The 18,904-nt window shown below is 34.5% G+C and carries 13 protein-coding genes; 1 reads left to right on the top strand and 12 read right to left on the bottom strand.

Annotation, left to right across the window (positions count from 1 at the left end):
* Positions 1-475: 475 nt before the first annotated feature.
* From IPK88_10465 to IPK88_10430, 8 genes are all read right to left on the bottom strand, one after another.
* Complete coding sequence (locus tag IPK88_10465; protein MBK8243838.1) at positions 476-1,315, bottom strand: hypothetical protein; 840 nt, start codon at positions 1,313-1,315, stop codon at positions 476-478.
* A gap of 216 nt (positions 1,316-1,531) precedes the next feature.
* Positions 1,532-1,774, bottom strand: coding sequence for a hypothetical protein (locus IPK88_10460; GenBank protein ID MBK8243837.1), 243 nt, complete (start codon positions 1,772-1,774; stop codon positions 1,532-1,534).
* 326 nt (positions 1,775-2,100) lie between these two features.
* Positions 2,101-2,943 (bottom strand): hypothetical protein, encoded by an 843-nt coding sequence (locus IPK88_10455; protein MBK8243836.1) that lies wholly within the window; start codon positions 2,941-2,943, stop codon positions 2,101-2,103.
* Positions 2,944-3,236: 293 nt separating this feature from the next.
* Positions 3,237-3,845, bottom strand: coding sequence for a hypothetical protein (locus IPK88_10450; protein MBK8243835.1), 609 nt, complete (start codon positions 3,843-3,845; stop codon positions 3,237-3,239).
* A gap of 150 nt (positions 3,846-3,995) precedes the next feature.
* A complete protein-coding gene (locus IPK88_10445; GenBank protein ID MBK8243834.1) occupies positions 3,996-4,796 on the bottom strand; it encodes a TPM domain-containing protein in 801 nt (266 codons plus the stop codon).
* A gap of 3 nt (positions 4,797-4,799) precedes the next feature.
* Positions 4,800-5,267, bottom strand: coding sequence for a TPM domain-containing protein (locus tag IPK88_10440; protein MBK8243833.1), 468 nt, complete (start codon positions 5,265-5,267; stop codon positions 4,800-4,802).
* Positions 5,268-5,276: 9 nt separating this feature from the next.
* On the bottom strand, positions 5,277-5,855 hold the full coding sequence (locus tag IPK88_10435; GenBank protein MBK8243832.1) for a LemA family protein: 579 nt from the start codon (positions 5,853-5,855) through the stop codon (positions 5,277-5,279).
* A gap of 346 nt (positions 5,856-6,201) precedes the next feature.
* On the bottom strand, positions 6,202-7,716 hold the full coding sequence (locus IPK88_10430; protein MBK8243831.1) for a right-handed parallel beta-helix repeat-containing protein: 1,515 nt from the start codon (positions 7,714-7,716) through the stop codon (positions 6,202-6,204).
* A 425-nt stretch (positions 7,717-8,141) separates the two neighbouring features.
* On the opposite strand from IPK88_10430, the gene IPK88_10425 reads away from it, so the two are divergent.
* The gene (locus IPK88_10425; GenBank protein ID MBK8243830.1) at positions 8,142-10,112 is read left to right on the top strand and encodes a caspase family protein; all 1,971 of its coding nucleotides are present in this window, start codon (positions 8,142-8,144) and stop codon (positions 10,110-10,112) included.
* A gap of 13 nt (positions 10,113-10,125) precedes the next feature.
* Here the strand turns inward: IPK88_10425 and IPK88_10420 are convergent, their stop codons facing one another.
* The 4 genes from IPK88_10420 to IPK88_10405 form a co-directional block, all read right to left on the bottom strand.
* Positions 10,126-10,902, bottom strand: a complete 777-nt coding sequence (locus IPK88_10420) for a tetratricopeptide repeat protein (GenBank protein MBK8243829.1) — start codon at positions 10,900-10,902, stop codon at positions 10,126-10,128.
* A 131-nt stretch (positions 10,903-11,033) separates the two neighbouring features.
* Positions 11,034-13,700 (bottom strand): caspase family protein, encoded by a 2,667-nt coding sequence (locus tag IPK88_10415; GenBank protein MBK8243828.1) that lies wholly within the window; start codon positions 13,698-13,700, stop codon positions 11,034-11,036.
* A 96-nt stretch (positions 13,701-13,796) separates the two neighbouring features.
* Complete coding sequence (locus tag IPK88_10410; GenBank protein ID MBK8243827.1) at positions 13,797-15,983, bottom strand: caspase family protein; 2,187 nt, start codon at positions 15,981-15,983, stop codon at positions 13,797-13,799.
* Between the two features lie 162 nt (positions 15,984-16,145).
* Positions 16,146-18,902, bottom strand: a complete 2,757-nt coding sequence (locus IPK88_10405) for a tetratricopeptide repeat protein (GenBank protein MBK8243826.1) — start codon at positions 18,900-18,902, stop codon at positions 16,146-16,148.
* Positions 18,903-18,904: the final 2 nt, after the last annotated feature.

Genomic DNA, 18,904 nt, shown 5'->3' with positions numbered 1-18,904 from the left:
TCATACTTTATTTCCTAATGAGTGCTATTTTTAAAGTAATATTCTTTTGAAAACCTAAAAATAATACATAGCTATTTAAATTTTCAATAATTAATTTAAAAATACTGTTGGTATCTATTTTTCCAGCTATTTTCAGTTGGCCGTTCTTATAAAGAGTCATGAAGTAACCTTAACTACCATCAGCAGATCCATACTTATCTTGATCAACAAGAAACATGAACTGGCATATCAGCATCCTAATTTGTTAAGCTTTTATAAATATATTAGTTCTAAATTTAATAAGCCAGGACTGCCTTTTGTATGTATACAACTTAATCTTATAGTCGACTTATTTTCAATCCATTATCAGATAATAGTTCTATTGAAAAATCCTATTGATATCTTTATGTAATACTGCTATTTTGTAATTTAGTTTGTTAGGTTTTATTAAGATTTTCTTATTCATTGTATCCATCCCTGCTGATTAATATTATAATTAAAAATACTCTATTTTTCTTTCAGAAACAGATATCTGTGTATCATTTAGAAATAAGGTTTGTTTTATCCAGTTTAAGCTTGAGTCAAATTCGTAACGAAAAGTTTTCTTTTTTTTCAAAATGTTTTCATCGGCTTTGTATATACTAATTTCAATAATATTTCCATGATCATCATATTGATACGTTTCTCTACTGTTTACTAATCCATTGGCGTCACAAATTTTACTTTCAATTATTTTACCGTTTACATCATATTTCCATGTATATATCCATTTAAGTGTTTCTTCAGAATAATACTTCTTCTCTTCTATCTTCCGTCCATTGAGGTCATAACTGTAATTTAATTTAGAATAACCGCTTCCATCAGCTCTATATATTTTCACTTCAATATTATTTCCATTTTCATCATACAAATAAGTAGATTTTCCATCAAACTTTCCATCATTATCAATTCCAGCTACTTCTATAAGTCTATTATTATCATCGTAGGAATAACTGGCTACCGTATAATCAGATTGATTAGAATAGAAAGTTGTAGTTTCCACTATTTTTTCATCTAGTCCATATTCAAAAACTGTTCTCCGAGTCAGGCTTGCATTGACGTCGAAATTTCTTTGCTCAATTATATTCCCCGCGGTATTGAAGACATATACAATACTGTCTTTAGAACCCTCTGACTCATAATTTTTGCCGATTACTTTTGGCCTGTAATAAACTTCGTGAAGCGTTTTAACGCGGCCCTTCAAGTTTAATTCCGACCAAGAATTGATGTCTTGACTTGTAGTGGTCGAGGATGCAAATAGTAACGTGATTACCACAGAACTTATAAATATACTCATTTGGATAATTTGAAATTAAGGATAGAAATAAGGTTTTTTTTATTTGAGTTTAATAATTTATTTGAGTCGATTAAAATGAATTTGGACTAGATGCAAAACCGCTAAATAATTAACAGTCAAAACTAAAAAATTAATTTGTCATGACCGGAAAAAATTAAAAGAGAATGATTTCTGATGCTTGGCGGTGTAGAGTTTATGCCGTGTTATGCGTCGTTTTTATTCATATTCGGCATTAATTTCATTCCCTTTTACTCGGATTGTTTGACCACTTTCAAATTTAAATATGATATCATCGCTTGGCAATGACAATTCCTGATCGCCAACGCATTCGTTTTCCTCTCGTTCATCCGAAGGGTAATATGATAAATCACTTAAACAGGATTCATCTGAGATTGAACTTGGGTCTTCATTTGGAAGTACCAAAAGGTATTCTACATCGCAAATTGTTATACAGAACATTGATGGATTATCAATTGGAACCCAATCATGTTTATGCTTATCCAGATTAATTCTAATGTTTTAGTTTTATTATCAAAACCAGTGAAGTCAAAGATATTATGCACATCTAAATGTTTATTATCAATTTTGATTGCATAGTTCTGATATAATATAAAATTCGTTTTCAATAGTTGATAATTGATATGGCGCATCACATTCTCTTGGTAGCAGAAGGCTGGGAGTTCAAGGAACGAAAGCTTGGATAAAGATAGTAAAGATGAATAGAAATCCAAATGATAGAAAAGCTACAAAGCCCAGCTTGCTGCCGCAAAGTGTTGGCAGTAGTCTTATTTCATTGTCAACCATTTTTTTGTTTCAATAAATTCAAAGTAAGGATTGCTTTGAAATAAATGTCTAAGTATAGGAATGTGGTCAGAACCTATTAGCAAAAAAATTGCTTTTTCTTTAAAATTTAATTGATTAATAATTTTTGAATATATAAAAACATTTCTTTTATACCAATTTGCTGTCAGCTCAGCACCAACTAAAGTGCTATCATTGTCTGTCGAATAGAAGTCGTTACTACCAATTAAGGGATAGTTTGCAACATAACTTCCATGTGAAGTAAACATCACTGGGTCACTATTTATCCAAATTATATATTCTAAAAGTGTGCTTTTTTTCATCAATGAATCTTCATTAATGGTATTGTCAAATCTTACTACACTCCCTATTTTCTTACCTTCTAAGACACTTGTCTGATTATTGTTGTTTGCATACTCTCTTACTTTTCTGTAGTCACTACCGTAATTGCTTGGATGGTCACAAGAATACAATTTTGTATGCCCAAGGTTTCTTCCAACTCTAAAGGCAACCTGAAAAAGTTCATTTTTCCGCTTTAATTCTCCATTCAATAAGAATATTCTAAAAAGACTATCAGTCTTATTTTGATTTTCGAATTCTGGTTGCCTTTCAACGAATACTTTGTCTGGTTTTTGTTTTCCAATTATACTACAAAGTTGAATTATGCTTTTTTGGTGTTTCTCTTCCAATACATTATACATAGAATCGGTTTGTGCAAAATGAAAAGTTCCAAGAAGATAAACTTTAATTCTAGTTGGCTTTACTTGAGCATTGGATTCGCACAATATTGTCAAAGCTAATAAAGTGAAAATAAATTTACTTTTCATATTTCTAAATTTAAAAAATCTAATTGAAGTGTCGAAAAATTACTGCCAACGGCAGAGTGTGAAAATACCTAAATCCAATGAGGTTAGAATGCAATAATAGAAAATTTCTCAGATAGGTATACAAATAAATTAAACTTATTAGGGAGTTTTTTCACAACCTGACGGTTTCGGGCTTTGCGTTCGGGCGGGTTTCGGAGCACAAAGCTTCAATTTATTACTGAAGTTCAACAGAAGCATAAAGCTCCAGGTTTGCAGGTCTGCCCGCCTGACGAAAAACCCGTGTTAGCTGCAGATTAATTGTCGCCTTCCCATATTCGCCCAGTTCTACCTTTGATAATTGTCACTTTATAACCTTTCTCAACTGCTGTTTTGCAAAGCTTTTTTCTAAGTTGTCTCGGATGAAAAGATTTTCTTATTGCTCTCATATTTGTCGACCTACGATAAACTTTAGCAATAGAGAGTCCTTTATAACAAGTCGATGCGCAACGCATTCCGAAAAACGCATAGTCAAAACTTGCTTTGTTTGCATTTCGTTCATAATAATCTTTGATGCTATTAAACTCTTCCGAAGTCAATGGAATACTCACAATAGTCATTTTAGTTCCATTTTTAAACTTTAGAAATTCAGTCACGTTTTCCTTTTCCATAATACCTTTTTTGTTGAAAGGATGAGGAAACACTCTTATTCTTTTTGATTTGAAATTAAAACCATAAACATCATTGTCGATTTGCGTAACTATATGGCCGCCTCTAAGTCCACCTACCGTTTTGTATTCGTTTCTCTGTCCCTTTGTGGGTATACTTCCGTGCAGGAATAAAACCTTAATCGTGTCGACCTTGCTTTGTGAATAAGTCAAAGTTGAAATTAATAAGATTACAAATGTCAAAAGTGTTTTTGTCATACGGAAAGTTCCGTTTAATTTGCAGCTAACATTTCGCTATACGTATGTTTTTCTCAGAACTTGCGTTTATTTTAAATAAATCAACAGATAAAATAATAACTATATTACTCTTATCATCTTATTGCTAGCATTAACCAACGCACAACATTCCTACCAACTCCCACTCGCACCACCACCACCTCCGGATCCTCCACCGAATCCTCCAAAGCCACCACCACTGCCCCAATCACTTCCGCCTCCCGATCCACCACTAAACCATCCACCACCTGAACTTCCCCAGCCTCCGGAATCCCATGTGTGGGCTCCTCTTCGGGTTAGTATGGTAGAACCGTTGCCTTGTGACATTCGCGCTATTTTAAGCAGCATGATTAGGAAGAAAAAAATGAGGATAATCAGTAATATCAGCAGCCATAATGGTATTTGTTTCCCTTCATGGGTATTGACATATTCGCCTCTTGCAGCGAGGATGATATCATCGGTGGCCTTATCCAAACCTTCATAAGATTGGCCTTTTCTAAATGCAGGAATAATATCGTTTTCAATGATGGTTTTACAGATGATATCAGGTAGGGCACCTTCTAATCCATAACCGGTTGCTATATTCACTTTGCGATCTTCACGGGCTACGGTGATCAATACCCCATTATTATTTTTTTGTGTTCCAATTCCCCACTCACGCAATACTTTCAATCCAAATTCAGAAATATCATACGGCTGAACTGATGCCACGATGAGTATCGTAATTTGATTGGTGGTGCTGTCATTATAGGCTACTAATTTGCGCTCCAATGCATCTATTTCAGATGGATTTAATAGACCGGTATAATCATTCACCAACCTCGGAGGTGAAGGTCGCGTTGGAATATCTTGTCCTTTTATATCGTATGACATACCAGTCAATACGCTCACCAAAAAAACTAGAAAGAAAATTTTTAAAGGTCTCAAATTCATAAATTATTTTATGGCATCGTGTCCGAATATAATATCTTCGGGAAGTTCATTTTTATCATCACACTCATATGGAAAATGTTCTGATAAAGCTATTCCTAATTCATTAATACATTGTATCAATCCATCTCTCATATAATCTTCCCGGAAATGTTTTCCTAAATCATCACATAGTCGATTCCAATATGACAAGCCGACTCTTTCATGGATTCCCTGATCGCCATACAACGCAAAAGTTTTGTTCTTCAATGCAATATAAATTAATACCGCATTGCGATGAACCGTTGCTTCCATTTTAAGATGGTAGAATACAATTTCTGCTTTTTCAAGCGGACCAAGAACATCTTCATGGTGATCTATGAAAATGCGAATCTCACCACTCGTCTTTTTTTCAGCATGACGTATAGCCTCCTTTATTTCTTCCTGTTCTTTTGCAGAAAAAAAATCAGATTTGAGTTTAGAAAATAACTTCACAGAATGATATTAAAATTTAACTTCAGGAGCCTTATCATTTCCTTCTTGAGACTTAAAGTAATCTCGGGATTTAAATCCAAACAACTTAGAAAAGAAGATGCCAGGAAAGGTGCCAACTGAAGTATTGTAACTCTGAACTTCATTGTTGAAGTCATTTCTTGCTACGTTGATTCTGTTTTCAGTACCTTCCAATTGTGCTTGAAGATTTCTAAATCCTTCATTAGCTTTTAGGCTTGGATATTGTTCTGAGACCATCATCAATCGACCTAATGCTTGACTCAATTGTCCTTGAGCAGCTTGGAATTCCTGAAGTTTCTCAGCAGTTAAATCCTTGGGATCAATTTTGATTTGGGTTGCTTTAGCTCTTGCTTCGATGACACCGGTTAATGTGGATTGCTCAAATGTTGCCTCACCTTTGACCGTACTCACTAAATTCGGTATTAAGTCCGCTCTTCTTTGATAAGATGATTCTACGATGGCCCATTTGCTGTTGACGCCCTCATTTTTCTTAATCATTCCGTTGTAACTGTTACAACCCACAAAAAAGATAATGACCCCTAAAATAACATAAATAATTGAAGATTTCATATTTGGTTTTTAATTAATTATTCAAAATAAGATGGTAAAACTGGCAAAATATATGCTCTCAACAAAATATATGTTCAAATAATTCAAAAAAACCAAAAAATTTAATTTCTTCTTCAATGGTCAAGTCTTTTGGCTTGATTATGAAAAACTTATAACTTTTGGCACCTTCGTCACTCAAAGCTACCTTTTGAAATCTTCCCAAACTTTACACATTCTTTTGTCAATACATTCAAATCTCTAGATAATCAGACCAGAATATCATTATATAAATGCCTTACAATTCATATACTCAATGCGGTCTTTTGGCTCTTTAAGCTTAGCATTTAAAAAATTGTTCTGGCTGTAATTAATGTCCATCCGATATAAAAATCTTACCCATCCCAACTCTCCTGTGTTCCTTAATATCTAATACATGATAGACATAAATTCCAGTATTAAATATGTTGTTTTCAAATTGTTGCCCCTTTGTTACACTTTGACCTTCTAAATTAAAAATTTCAACTGACATATCCTCATTCAAACCCGAAAAACTAAATTGATTGCCATAGCGCACCAATTGAAACGTCTTATCTTGAAATTCATTTTGTAAACCTGTCACACCTAACTTCTCATAACAACCAATATCGAATTGTCCACCAATCGGCCTTGCATTCTTTTCAAGGTCTTGATTAACAATTGAGGCTACTTCTGATGTTCCCTTGTTTATTGCAACTGAATTTACAGCAAGATGATAATCATTCGTCATTAAATTATTAAATACAGCAGCATTATCTTTAACTAAAATAGAATGTGCATCGTGGCCCAACTTTTGCCATGCTGCAAAATTAATAAAACTACTCCCTTGATCTAATGTGAATTTATCATTCACCAAATTGTAATCCCCAAAATAATGGGTACATCCGGATTCTAAATCTATACTGCCTTTAGCAGAAAAACTAAGTAAAATATTATTCTTGATAAATAAACTATCACTATCTATAGCTAAGATACACCATTGAGATGCTGAAGGAACGATAACCGTGTTGTTGTAAACTTTTACATCATTGCATCCAGTAGCTGCATCGCCCAGAAAAAAAGTCATCCCATTGCCACCACCTGATAATCCATTATTATAAATCAGGTTATTATAAACTTTAGAATAATAAATCCCCTGAAGATTCAATCCAATCCGATTATTATAACATATATTATTATATATGTTTACATCTATGGAAATACCTGGTGACCCACTGCTTAAATCAGGATTCAATTGTATGCCCGCAGCTTTGTTTCCATAACAAATATTATTTCTAACAATCACCCGATCACTATTATTGGAGACATATATGCCATGCTCGCCATGCGATCGTCTGCAAATATTATTTTCGGCTAAAAAATCATCGGTATAACCTGTAAATATTCCCCTATAACAACTATCCACCTCACAATTCCTAATCGTAATATGATTGGCCAAAACCGCTCGAATACCATCTTCGCCACTACCTACCGGATCGGAAATTCCATAGACTTTGAATCCATTCATTTCTATGTAATCATTGCCCTCAATATTGCAACCGTCGAATCCACGACCACAAGATTGATTGATAATCACTTTGGAACCCATTGCAATGTATACGATAGGCTTACTCACTGTTCCACTTGCTTTATAAAAATGATCAAAACCTTTATAAAGTCCATCATACACCAAAACACTATCTCCCGCCTGTACTTTATTAGTTGCCGTCTGTATAGTCTTGAACGCCGTGTTTATACTCAATCCATTATTTGTATCTTTTCCATCCGTTTTAACATGATAAGTAATAGCAAATAAATTTACACTTATAAATGAACTTAAAAAAAATATTGAATATAATTTTTTCATAAATTTTGTTTTAAATAAATCGCAATATAATTATAATTGTAAACTAAATCATTTTTAATTTTTTTTACAAAAAAAAAATGATTGCAATTGAATAGTCTTGAAGCATGTAATAAAATTAAAAAATTAAGTTCTTAGAACCTTTTTACCTCTTTGGTTTAAAGATCAACTTAACTATACTATAATACATAAATAATATATTAATCAAAAAGCGATAATGCTGATAACCACAGTTGATATTTAGGTATCTATATTTGGGCGATTTATACTCTTGCATATTAAAATTTATTATCACACTTTAAAATAAATAAATCAAAACTTTATAAAACTTTATAAAACATTCAATTAATAGACTAATTTTGGACTATGGTATACTGCGACATAAATTACTGTTTGCTATTTTGTAGTGTTATCTAATAGTTTTATAAATGAACCGATTTTTACATATAGTTATTTTTACATTCTTGCTTTCACCTGCATTTGGCCAAAATAAAAAAGCCCTCATTGTCGCCATTTCCGATTACCCAAAAGCAAGTGGATTTAGAGGAATTAATTCCAACAATGATATCCCCATCATCCAAAGTGCTTTGATTAAATTAGGCTTCTCTGAAAAAAATATTAGTATTATTAAAAATGAAGGTGCAACTAAAAAACTCATACTTAATGCCCTTCAAAATGATTTTTTAAAAACGCTTAATATAGGGGATATTGCTTATTTTCATTTTTCAGGTCATGGCCAACAAGTCCAGGATCTCAATGCTGACGAATTGGATGGATATGATGAGGCTCTAGTCCCGTTTGATGCTTCTTCAGATTTTATTCCAGGAGTCTATGAAGGCGAGAACCACATCACCGATGATGAATTAAATCTAGCCTATAATAAAATCCGAACTAAACTTGGTCCTAAAGGCCATTTCATGTTAACTATTGATGCATGTCATTCTGGAACATCCACACGCGCTATTGGATGTGCACGCGGCACAGATATAGCCATGGCCCCAGAAGCGTACCGCCAGAAGACTGATCGAAGCAAACACGATATGAATCAATCGGAAACTAAACCTGAAGATGAATCACAAATGGCTTCAATGATTGCATTTTTTGGTTCTATGGCAAATCAACTCAACTATGAAATTCAAGGTGAAGATGGTAAAAACTATGGTGCATTGAGTTATGCTTTTAGTAAAGCCATACATGCATTAAAACCAGAATCAAGCTACCAACAACTTTTTGATAGAATTAAGTTGATTATTGGAATGCACATTAATAATCAAATTCCTGAAGCTTCAGGTATTTTAGCACAACCTGTCTTAGGAGGCAGATATCTCGGAACGCCTAATTATTTTCGGGTTAAAGAATGGCAAGATCAAAACACCATCACTCTGGATGGAGGATTTTTAAATGGTATTACTCCAGGAACAGTAATGGGTTTTTATCAACCTGAAAGCAGAGATATAAAAAATGTCAAACCAATAGCTATTGGCACAGTAAAGGTATCTGGCTCCAGCACTTGCATAGTTGAAATACCAGATGGCATTTCACAAGCATTATGTGAGTCATCTTGGGTGATGGTAAAAGAAGAAAATTTTGGAGATCTAACCATTAAAATACAATTAAAAGGAACGCTTAATTCCTTGGATCCTGACCTTTTTAAACAATTATTTAAGCTTCCTTATTTAAAGAAAGTGGATCACAATCCAGATCTTATTCTAATTGAAGATTCAAAAAAAATATTCTTAATTGCAAAAAACGATATTGAAATAGTTGCACTTTCAAAATCATCTTCTGCTAATGATCTCATGTATTCCTTAAAATCTGCCATTACACAATTTGGCCAATCGCAGTATTTAAGAAAATTAACTCAGGAAAACGAACAGATTGCAGTAGAATTTAAGTTGATCCTAATAGCCAGAAATGGAATCAAAGTTAGTGAATCTTTCGCCCAAGACAGCATGAAAGATGCGGCTGGTAATTTGATAATCCGTGTGGGAGACGAAGTCAAAATTATGGTAAAAAATACTGGGACCAAACCTTGTTATTATACTTTACTTGACATTCAACCAGACAATAAAACAAATGTACTATTACCCAAATCAAATGATTCACCTTCCGATTATTATATTAATCCTGGAGCCAGTATTGTCGTACCTACATCCTTCCGTCTTAACGAACCTTTAGGGCAGGAATTATTTAAATTAATCGCTACCAAAAATCCAATCAATCTCCGTCCTTTAGATCAAAGAAGAGGCATGGATGATCTTCAAGAAAAAGATCCCTTTGAACTTCTTATCAATCAGACTTATTACAAAGATGAATCTCTAGGCACTCGAGGACCTACATCAAATGTTCCTGCAGGTCAAGTCAATATTTATTCCTTGCCTTTCATTATTAAAAAATAATATTTTAGAAAAATTATTTTATTTTCTTAGGAAAATATGTTTTCATTAATGCTTTCCATCGTACCGCGTCCTTCCTCAATGATGTCAGTGTAACATCTACTTGCAACATATCATAAAATGAAATACCATTTTTTAGAGCAATTTCTAGATAAGTATATCCATCCTCTATTTGCTCTTGACTACTAAAGATACTTGCCAAACTATAAGGCGATCCCGGGTCGTTTGGATTAATTTGCAATGCTTTTTTTAAATAAACAATTGCCTCAGTTTGTCGACTGATTTGCATCAATAGCGTTCCCATATTCAAACATAGTTCCGCATTCATTGTATCTATTTCAATGCCTTTTAAGAAACTTTGCTCCGCTACTTCAAACTTCATATTTTGAAATTGCATGACTCCCATATTCAAATAATTGACAGCTGATAAAGAGTCCGTTTTCAAGGCTCGTTCACAAGCTGCTATCGCCCTTTCCATTTGTCCTGAAGCCAGAAATAAACTAGCAAGACCTGTGTAGGCTAATCCAAAGTTGGAATCTAATTCAATGGCTTTATTATATTGTACTTCTGCATCATCGAATTGATATAAACTTGCATAATATAAGCCCAAATTATAATAATTAATTGCATTATTTGGATCTGATACAATTTCTTGTTTATAATATGCTTCTGATTGCTGCCCAACCGTTTTTTGATTAGCAATTTTTTCAGAAGGCATGTGGGTTGCATTTTCCTGAGCGTAACTAACTTTAACCAAAAAAGTAAATATTAAAATTAAAATTTGGTTTTTCATTTTGTATCATTAATTTAATGCAAGTTAAATCAAAATAATTTGCAATTCGTAATTTATTATTTATTTCTACATTAATTACTTTATATCTAAAACACATCCGTCGCTGGTTGGCTGTCAATGGCCAATTAAAACTATTTCATTATTTCCGGAAAATATTTTTTCATCAGTGCATTCCATTTTTCCTTTTGATTTCGCAAAAGCAATAAATCATCATCGTTTTCCAACTGCTCAATATTATTCCATCCTTGCTCCAAAGCTAGATTCAAATAGGTAAACGCCTTATCTACTTGATTGAATTTGCTGTATAAACACGCAAGACAATTCAATGCATAATTATCAGTTGGATCAATTTTATATGCTAATTGAAAAAATACCTCTGATTCCTTTAACCGACCTGTTATGTAATAAAGATATCCAAGGTCATTAATAGAACGTTTATGTAATGAATCTAGTTGAATAGCTTTATTCAAAACAATTTCTGCTACATTGAATTGTTGATTTATTAAATACAATGATCCTAAACCATTATAAGCATCTGCACTAGGGTCAAGTTCAATGGCTTTTTTCAAATTATTTTCTGCCTCAATAAACCGTTTGGTTTCCTTTTGCAACGAACCTAAATTTAAATATGCAATTGCAAGATTTGGATCAAGTTGAATTGCTGTTTTCAAATTTTTTTCTGCCTCATTAAACCGTTTGGTTTCCTTTTGAATAAACCCAAGATTTGAAAAAGCAACAGCAAGACTTGAATCAAGTTGGATGGCTTTAATAAAATATTGCTCCGCTTGCTTATATTTCTTAGTTTTAACATAAAAAAAACCTAAATTTTGAAAATTAATTGCACTTGAATCAATTTTGAGTGCTTTAACATAATATGTTTCAGATTTGGCAAATTGATTTACATTTAAATATAAAGTTGCAAGTGATGTAATTGCAAACTCATTCATTGAGTCTAATTGAAGTACGATCCTAAACATTTCTTCAGATTCAACAAATCTTTTTCTTTCCATATATATATATCCGAGGTTTCTATAAGGGTATACAAACTGTGGAGCCGTCAATACAGCTTTTTTATAATACACTTCCGCTTTTAAATATTCATTTTGATCTTCGTAATAAACACCTCTGCCATTTAAAATGATAGCTGAATTTGAATCAATTTGGTTAGCTAATTCAAAATATTGATCAGCAGCTTCGAATTGTTTGAATGATTTGTCCATGATTATGGCCATTGACAAATAAGGAAGAAGCCAGTTTGGCTGTAGATCCATAGCACGTTTTGAATAATATTTTGTAGAATCCAATTTATTAAAAATTCGACCATACACATTACTTAATTGCCAATAAGGCAATGGAAAATCTTCTTGTAATAGAATAGCCTTATTAAAATATTCTATGGATCGAAGTCCTATATTTTTATTAAAATTGACATTTGATAATTGTAATAAATATCCTTTAAAAAAATTCATTCTTGCCATTAAAATGAAGTACAAGTAGTGTTTTTCCCCAAGCAATTCTGCAGATCTCTCTAAATACTTAGGAAATAGTTCATATTTATTTGCTTGCAATTTTACAGACATACCATATATAGTTGGATCAGAAATTAATAACCTATTCAATACTTGTTGGGCATCATCCTGAAGGGCTGCGGCATAGTTTCTTTTCATGATTCCTCTGAGTGGAGCAAGTACATCCAATTGTTCTAGCTGAACATAGTACTTTTCCGCACAATCGTTTTCAGGATATAAAAATCGCTTTTGAGCTACAGCCTGTTTGAAAGCTTTATACATGAATTGAATGTTTGTATCAGCCTTGGACAAAATTTCTTCTTCAAAACCTCGACTTTCTATTGAAGCAAATACAGACATATCTAAGCTTTTATTTTTTCTTAAATCTGCAAGGATATTTGAATTTACATTCGCCATACGGTCCGTTTTGTTGCCTAACAAAATGGGAACTTGGCTTTGAGGAGCAGCTTCAGCTGTGACATGATCTTCGAGATATCGGTCTATTTCCCCAAGAGTAACTTGTCCGTCATTATTTCGGTCAGCAAGTCCATATAATCCATCTACCAAATGATAACTAAAGACACCGCGCCCGCCACCCCATTGTGGTCCTTCCAGACTGAATTCATTGGGTTGACATGACAGGATCTTTACTTCATTGGCATATTGTTTTGCAAGATTAGAAGTAGTAAGTTGAGCTCCCCCAATCTGGCTTCCTGCTAGTTTTCCTGCATGGCAAGCATCGGTTATGACCACTACTTTTGCCTGATTTTGTATTGAAAGTGTGGATACTACTTCCTGCAAAAAAGACAAGGAATAGGTTCCTCCACCCATATAAACACGAGATGGAGCATCCCAACAAAGTAGAAAACCTGGCTGCGTTAATTTTTTTCCTTCCACATCGCCGTGACCTGAGAAATAAATGATAACCAGATCATCTTTTTTCGCTTTTTCAATAATGGCATCCAAAGCTTCTGCTATACGCCCTGCTGTAGCCTGAGTGTTGGTCAATAATTGAAGATTGTCACTATGGACTGATCCTCCGGCCTTGGATCTAAGAAAGTTTGCAAAGGCTTCCGCATCTTTATCTGCAAAACGCAAATCAGGAATTCCTGGATCCTGATAATCGGAAATGCCAACGACAACTGCATAGGTATTATTAGCCAATATTTGTTGATTACTAATTGTTTGAGGGCTTATTCCTTTTTCTGTCTTCGATTTTGGAATATCTTGTTGTGCTCCAACAGCAGCAACAATTAAAGCAAATACTAAAATTAAAATCTTGTTTTTCATTTAATGTTTTATAGTGATAATTTTTTTCTCCGCAATTCGCAATTGAAATTTTGTTATTATTTTTGCAATTCGTAATTGTTCTCCTGGCTATTGTATTTAATTTTTAACTTTATCTGGAAAGTATTTTTTCATAAGTGCATTCCATCGCACGGTTTGGGCGCGTAGTAATGCCATATCTGGGTCAACCACCATCCATGCATAATCGTCGTAGCCAAGTTTGATGGATTGTTCGAATGCTTCAAAAGCTTCATCCATTTTATTTTGATGACTATAGATAAAGGACCTCCAATAAGTTAAATTAACTTCAGGATTTGTCTTTTGAGCAGAAAGAAAGGACGCTACCTTGAATTCCTCTTCCGCTTCATTATACCTACCCATTTTTGTCAACACAGTCCCTAAAGAAATGTGCGATGTATAATTAGAGGAATCTGAAAGTATAGATTGTTTTGAAATAATCAAAGCTTCCTCTAATCGCCCGGTTTCTAGGTAAAGTTTAACCAACAACTTTTGAGAACAAGGCAAACAATTGGATGTGGAACCAGTCGCGAGAATTTTATTTAATAGAACTTCAGCTTCAGTGAAACGATTTTGAAAAAAATAATACGCTCCTTCTGCTTCCCAATAAAGTGGTGAAGTGGAATCAATCTTTGCTGCTAAGTCGAGATATTCCTTAGACTTTACAAAATCAGACAACATTTCGGAATAAACTACTGAAAGCTTAACATAGGGAAGTATCCAAGTGGGCGAATTCACTGTTGCTCTACGAGCATAGTATTCCGCAGAATCGGCCACTGCTAAACCAAATCCGTAAAACCATTCCATTCCCAAGAGAGCGAGCGGCATGTCAGGATCCCATGATAGGGCTTCCTGAAATTTTGAACCAGCCTTCTGAAGCATTTCTTGCGTAAATTCGCCACCAAAAATTAATGGAAATCCTTCGAAATAAGCTTTTCGGGCTTGTAAGGTTCGGTAGAGATAATGGTTTTCCCCTAACAACTCAGCAGCACGTGCTAATTGGCGAGGAAAGTCATCATAACGGGTAATTTTGGTTTTTGGTGAAAGGCTAACTTCATGCACTTCAGCTTTCATGTATTTATTAATAGTTTGTTGGGCATCATCCTGTAAAGCTGCGGCATAGTTTCTTTTCATGATTCCTCTAAGTGGTGCAAGTTCCGCCACTTGTTCTAACTGAATATAGTACTTTTCCGCACAATCACTTTCAGGATATAAAAACCGCTTTTGAGCTACAGCCTGTTTGAAAGCTTTATACATAACTTGAATAGTTGTATCAGCCTTGGACAAAATTTCTTCTTCAAAACCGCGACTCTCTATAGAAGCAAACACAGCCATATCTAAGCTTTTATTTTTTCTTAAATCAACAAGGACATTTGAATTTACTGTGGCCAAGCGATCCATTTTGTTGCCTAACAAAATGGGTACTTGACTTTGAGGTGCAGCCTCAGCTGTGACATGATCCTCGAGATACCGATCTATTTCCCCAAGAGTTACTTGTCCATCATTATTGCGGTCCGCAAGTCCATACAACCCATCTACCAAGTGATAACTAAAAACACCACGTCCGCCACCCCATTGTGGTCCTTCCAGACTGAATTCATTGGGTTGGCAAGACAGGATCTTCACTTCATTGGCATATTGTTTTGCAAGATTGGAAGTAGTGAGTTGCGCTCCCCCAATCTGGCTTCCTGCTAGTTTTCCTGCATGGCAAGCATCGGTTATGACCACTACTTTTGCCTGATTTTGTATTGAAAGTGTGGATACTACTTCTTGCAAAAAAGACAAGGAATAAGTACCACCACCCATATAAACACGTGATGGAGCATCCCAACAAAGCAAAAAACCTGGCTGAGTTAATTTTTTTCCTTCCACATCGCCATGACCTGAGAAATAAATGATGACCAAATCATCTTTTTTTGCTTTTTCAATAATGGCATCCAAAGCTTCTGCTATACGCCCTGCTGTAGCCTGAGCGTTAGTCAATAATTGGAGATTATCGCCATGAACTGAACCTCCAGCCTTGGATCTAAGAAAGTTTGCAAAAGCTTCTGCGTCCTTATCCGCAAAACGCAAATCAGGAATACCTGGGTCTTGATAGTCGGAGATGCCAACAACGACAGCATAGGTATTACTGACAACTGTCGACTGATCACTGACGACTTTTATCGGAGCTATCCCTTTTTCCGCATTAATGTTAGCATTAGATTGTTGTGCTTCAATTGCAGAAACAAATAGAGCAAATACTAATATTAAAATCTGGTTTTTCATTTATTGCATTTGAGTTTAAAATAGTCAGTTGTTTTTAATCAGGTATTACATAAAAAATTCGTAATTTATTCTCGTAATTCTTTCACCTATTTCGTAATTTTTCTTTCAGTAGTTCGTAATATCTTTTCGTAATTCGTAATTGCATTCCCTGTAATTCACAATTTACATTTTCTCAGGGAAGTTCTTCTTCATCAATGTATTCCATTTTATACCTTTCATCCTTAGAGGAGCTAGGTCTTCATCTTTTTCCAATTGTTCTTTAGTGATCCCATTCTTAATGGCCAATTCAACTTCAGCAAACGCTTCGTCAACCTTCCCTTCCGATATAAAAAAATAAGCTATACCTAACATCATTGCCCCATCCTTAGGACTGAGTTCAATGGCTTTCTGAAAGGATTCCCTAGCCTCTTTTGCGTTATTGGTTTTTAGGTATACGATACCAAGTTGAAGATAAATATCACTTAAATCCGGATTGAAAGATATTGCCTTATTGAATTCTTGTATGGCTTCTGTAAATTGACTTTGTTGTAGGTAGCATTTTCCCAACCCCAAGTGTGAATAAGGATGTGTAAAAGATCGTTCAACTTTAAGCGCTTGTTGGAAATAGTAAATAGCATGTTTATAATCTTTAGCTTCAAGATAAATTCCACCAAGATTGACCCAAGCTGTTCCGTTACTCTTATCAATTTCTATGGTTTTCAAAAAGTAGGTTTTCGCTTCTTCTAACCTATTCATATTAATAAATAATGAGCCTAACACAGAATAAGGAAAAGGGTTGTTAGGATTAATACTTATAGATTTTAGCAAATACTTCTCAGCTTTATTATAATTGTTAAGTTGATAGTAAATGTTTCCCAGTGTAGAGTAAGCCATACTAGAAGTGGAATCAATTTCAAGACACCTTAATGCATAGGCTTCTCCTTCCACAAAACGTCCAGTTTCTGTACAAATACCTGCTAAGTTCAAAAAAGTATTCGCTGAAGGATTACCGAGTTCAATATTCTTTTTTAAGGCACTTTCTGCCTCGACATAGCGTCCTAGTTGGGCATAAACTGCCCCAAGTCCGACATAAGCTATTTTGAAATTGGAGTCAAGTTGGATGGCGTTTTTAAAATATTTTTCTGCTTGTTGAAATTGATTTTGATGAAGATAAATTCTTGCCAACGCATTAGATGCACAAGGAAAGCAAATGTCTTCTCCTGTACTTTCAATGGTTTTAAGAAGCCATTGTTCAGACTGTTTGTCTTGTTTTGTTTTATAATAGAACATGCCTTTTGAATACCAAACAAATATTGAATTAGAATCCAACGCGCCAGCCATATTTAACATTTCTTCTGCTTTGACATTATTGTGATTTACACTTTGATAAAAAACAGATAGATTGCAATAAGGTACGATCCAATTCGGCACTAATTCATTTGCTTTTTTTCTAAAAAACTCTGCCGAATCTACCTCTATAGAATCACAAATTGTGATCATCTCCATAAACACATGAGGCATATCGGGTTGCCATTCTAATGCTTTTAAATAGGCACTTTTTATGACTTTTTTATTTCCCCTTATTTTTCCTTCAAAAAAATACTTACGTGCTTGTAGCGGAGCATACATGTAATGTTTTTCTCCAAGTAATTCTGCCGCACGCTGTAAATATGCTGGATAATTTCTATATTGCTCGGATTCGGTAATATTGGAAAGTACATAGGACGTTAATCCGGTTTTTAACAGTGTGTTCATCACTTGTTGTGCATCATCTTGCAAAGCTGCTGCATAATTTCTTTTCATTGTGGAATGTAATCGCTCTAATTTTGATTCCTGAATCAACTGATTAAACAATGAATCTGCACCGAAGACGATGGTTGAACTATTTTTATCGCCAATTGAATTTGAAAAAAAGATTTTATCTTCCAGAGCTTTTTTAAAAAGTTGATAGCTTAGCTGTACGCTTGAGTCTACATTTGATAAAACATCTTCTTCCATTCCTCGGGAATCTACTGAAGATAAAAAAGTTACTTGACTTGACTTTCCTGATTTTAAAGAAGCTAATATTTTAGAATCTACCTTTGATAAAACATCTACCCTATTGCCTAATATTACAGGTACCTGACTCACCGGCGCGACTTCCTCACTGACATGATCCTCAATATATCGTCCTGCTTCTTGTAAATTTACGATCAGATCATTGTTATGGTCTGCCATTCCGTACAATGCATCAAGGAGGTGATAACTGAATGCACCGCGTCCACCTCCCCACTGCTCTCCTTCAATAGAATATTCATTGGGTTGACAGGATAGAATTTTAATTTCATTGGAATATTGTTTCGCAAGATTGGCACCAGTTATTTGTGATCCCCCTACACTGCTGCCTGCAAGTTTTCCGGATCGGCATGCATCGGTAATTACTACCACTTTCGCTTTATTTTGTGCAGAAAGCGTTGTAATAATATCTTGAAACATCGGAAGGGCTAATGCGCCTCCTGCTAAATAAACTCTCGATGGTGCATCCCAACATAAAAGATAACCTGGCTGTGTAATCGTCTTTTTTTCTACATCTCCATGACCAGAAAAATATATGATAACTTGATCATTCTCTTTCACCACTTCCATCAACCAATCTAACGCAATGGCAAATTGAGCAACAGTCGCTTTTTCATTCAGTAGCACCTTGAGATGATCCGCATCCAATGCTCCCCCAGCTGGCGAGCGCAAGAAGTTCGCAAATGCCTCCGCATCCTTATCCGCAAATCGAAGATCCGGGATGTCCTTATCTTGGTAGTCTGAGATACCAATCACAACCGCATAAGTAATTCGGTCCCCTGACGACTGACCGCTTAGGTTTGTAATTGGCGTGGCACCTTTTATTTGTGCGAATGAATCAAATCCAATGGGTAGTAATAGTATAAATAAAATTATTTTCTTCATTT

Source organism: Candidatus Defluviibacterium haderslevense, assembly GCA_016712225.1.
GTDB classification, from domain to species: domain Bacteria; phylum Bacteroidota; class Bacteroidia; order Chitinophagales; family Saprospiraceae; genus Vicinibacter; species Vicinibacter haderslevensis.
Note: the sequence above shows the minus strand (reverse complement) of the source record. Positions and strands in the feature narration are given on the sequence as shown.

What these genes read in the sequence shown, in the direction of transcription:
- IPK88_10465 (MBK8243838.1), bottom strand. Translation starts at nt 1,315, where the DNA reads ATGAGTATATTTATAAGTTCTGTGGTAATCACGTTACTATTTGCATCC.
- IPK88_10460 (MBK8243837.1), bottom strand. Translation starts at nt 1,774, where the DNA reads ATGTTCTGTATAACAATTTGCGATGTAGAATACCTTTTGGTACTTCCA.
- IPK88_10455 (MBK8243836.1), bottom strand. Translation starts at nt 2,943, where the DNA reads ATGAAAAGTAAATTTATTTTCACTTTATTAGCTTTGACAATATTGTGC.
- IPK88_10450 (MBK8243835.1), bottom strand. Translation starts at nt 3,845, where the DNA reads ATGACAAAAACACTTTTGACATTTGTAATCTTATTAATTTCAACTTTG.
- IPK88_10445 (MBK8243834.1), bottom strand. Translation starts at nt 4,796, where the DNA reads ATGAATTTGAGACCTTTAAAAATTTTCTTTCTAGTTTTTTTGGTGAGC.
- IPK88_10435 (MBK8243832.1), bottom strand. Translation starts at nt 5,855, where the DNA reads ATGAAATCTTCAATTATTTATGTTATTTTAGGGGTCATTATCTTTTTT.
- IPK88_10430 (MBK8243831.1), bottom strand. Translation starts at nt 7,716, where the DNA reads ATGAAAAAATTATATTCAATATTTTTTTTAAGTTCATTTATAAGTGTA.
- IPK88_10425 (MBK8243830.1), top strand. Translation starts at nt 8,142, where the DNA reads ATGAACCGATTTTTACATATAGTTATTTTTACATTCTTGCTTTCACCT.
- IPK88_10420 (MBK8243829.1), bottom strand. Translation starts at nt 10,902, where the DNA reads ATGAAAAACCAAATTTTAATTTTAATATTTACTTTTTTGGTTAAAGTT.
- IPK88_10415 (MBK8243828.1), bottom strand. Translation starts at nt 13,700, where the DNA reads ATGAAAAACAAGATTTTAATTTTAGTATTTGCTTTAATTGTTGCTGCT.
- IPK88_10410 (MBK8243827.1), bottom strand. Translation starts at nt 15,983, where the DNA reads ATGAAAAACCAGATTTTAATATTAGTATTTGCTCTATTTGTTTCTGCA.
- IPK88_10405 (MBK8243826.1), bottom strand. Translation starts at nt 18,902, where the DNA reads ATGAAGAAAATAATTTTATTTATACTATTACTACCCATTGGATTTGAT.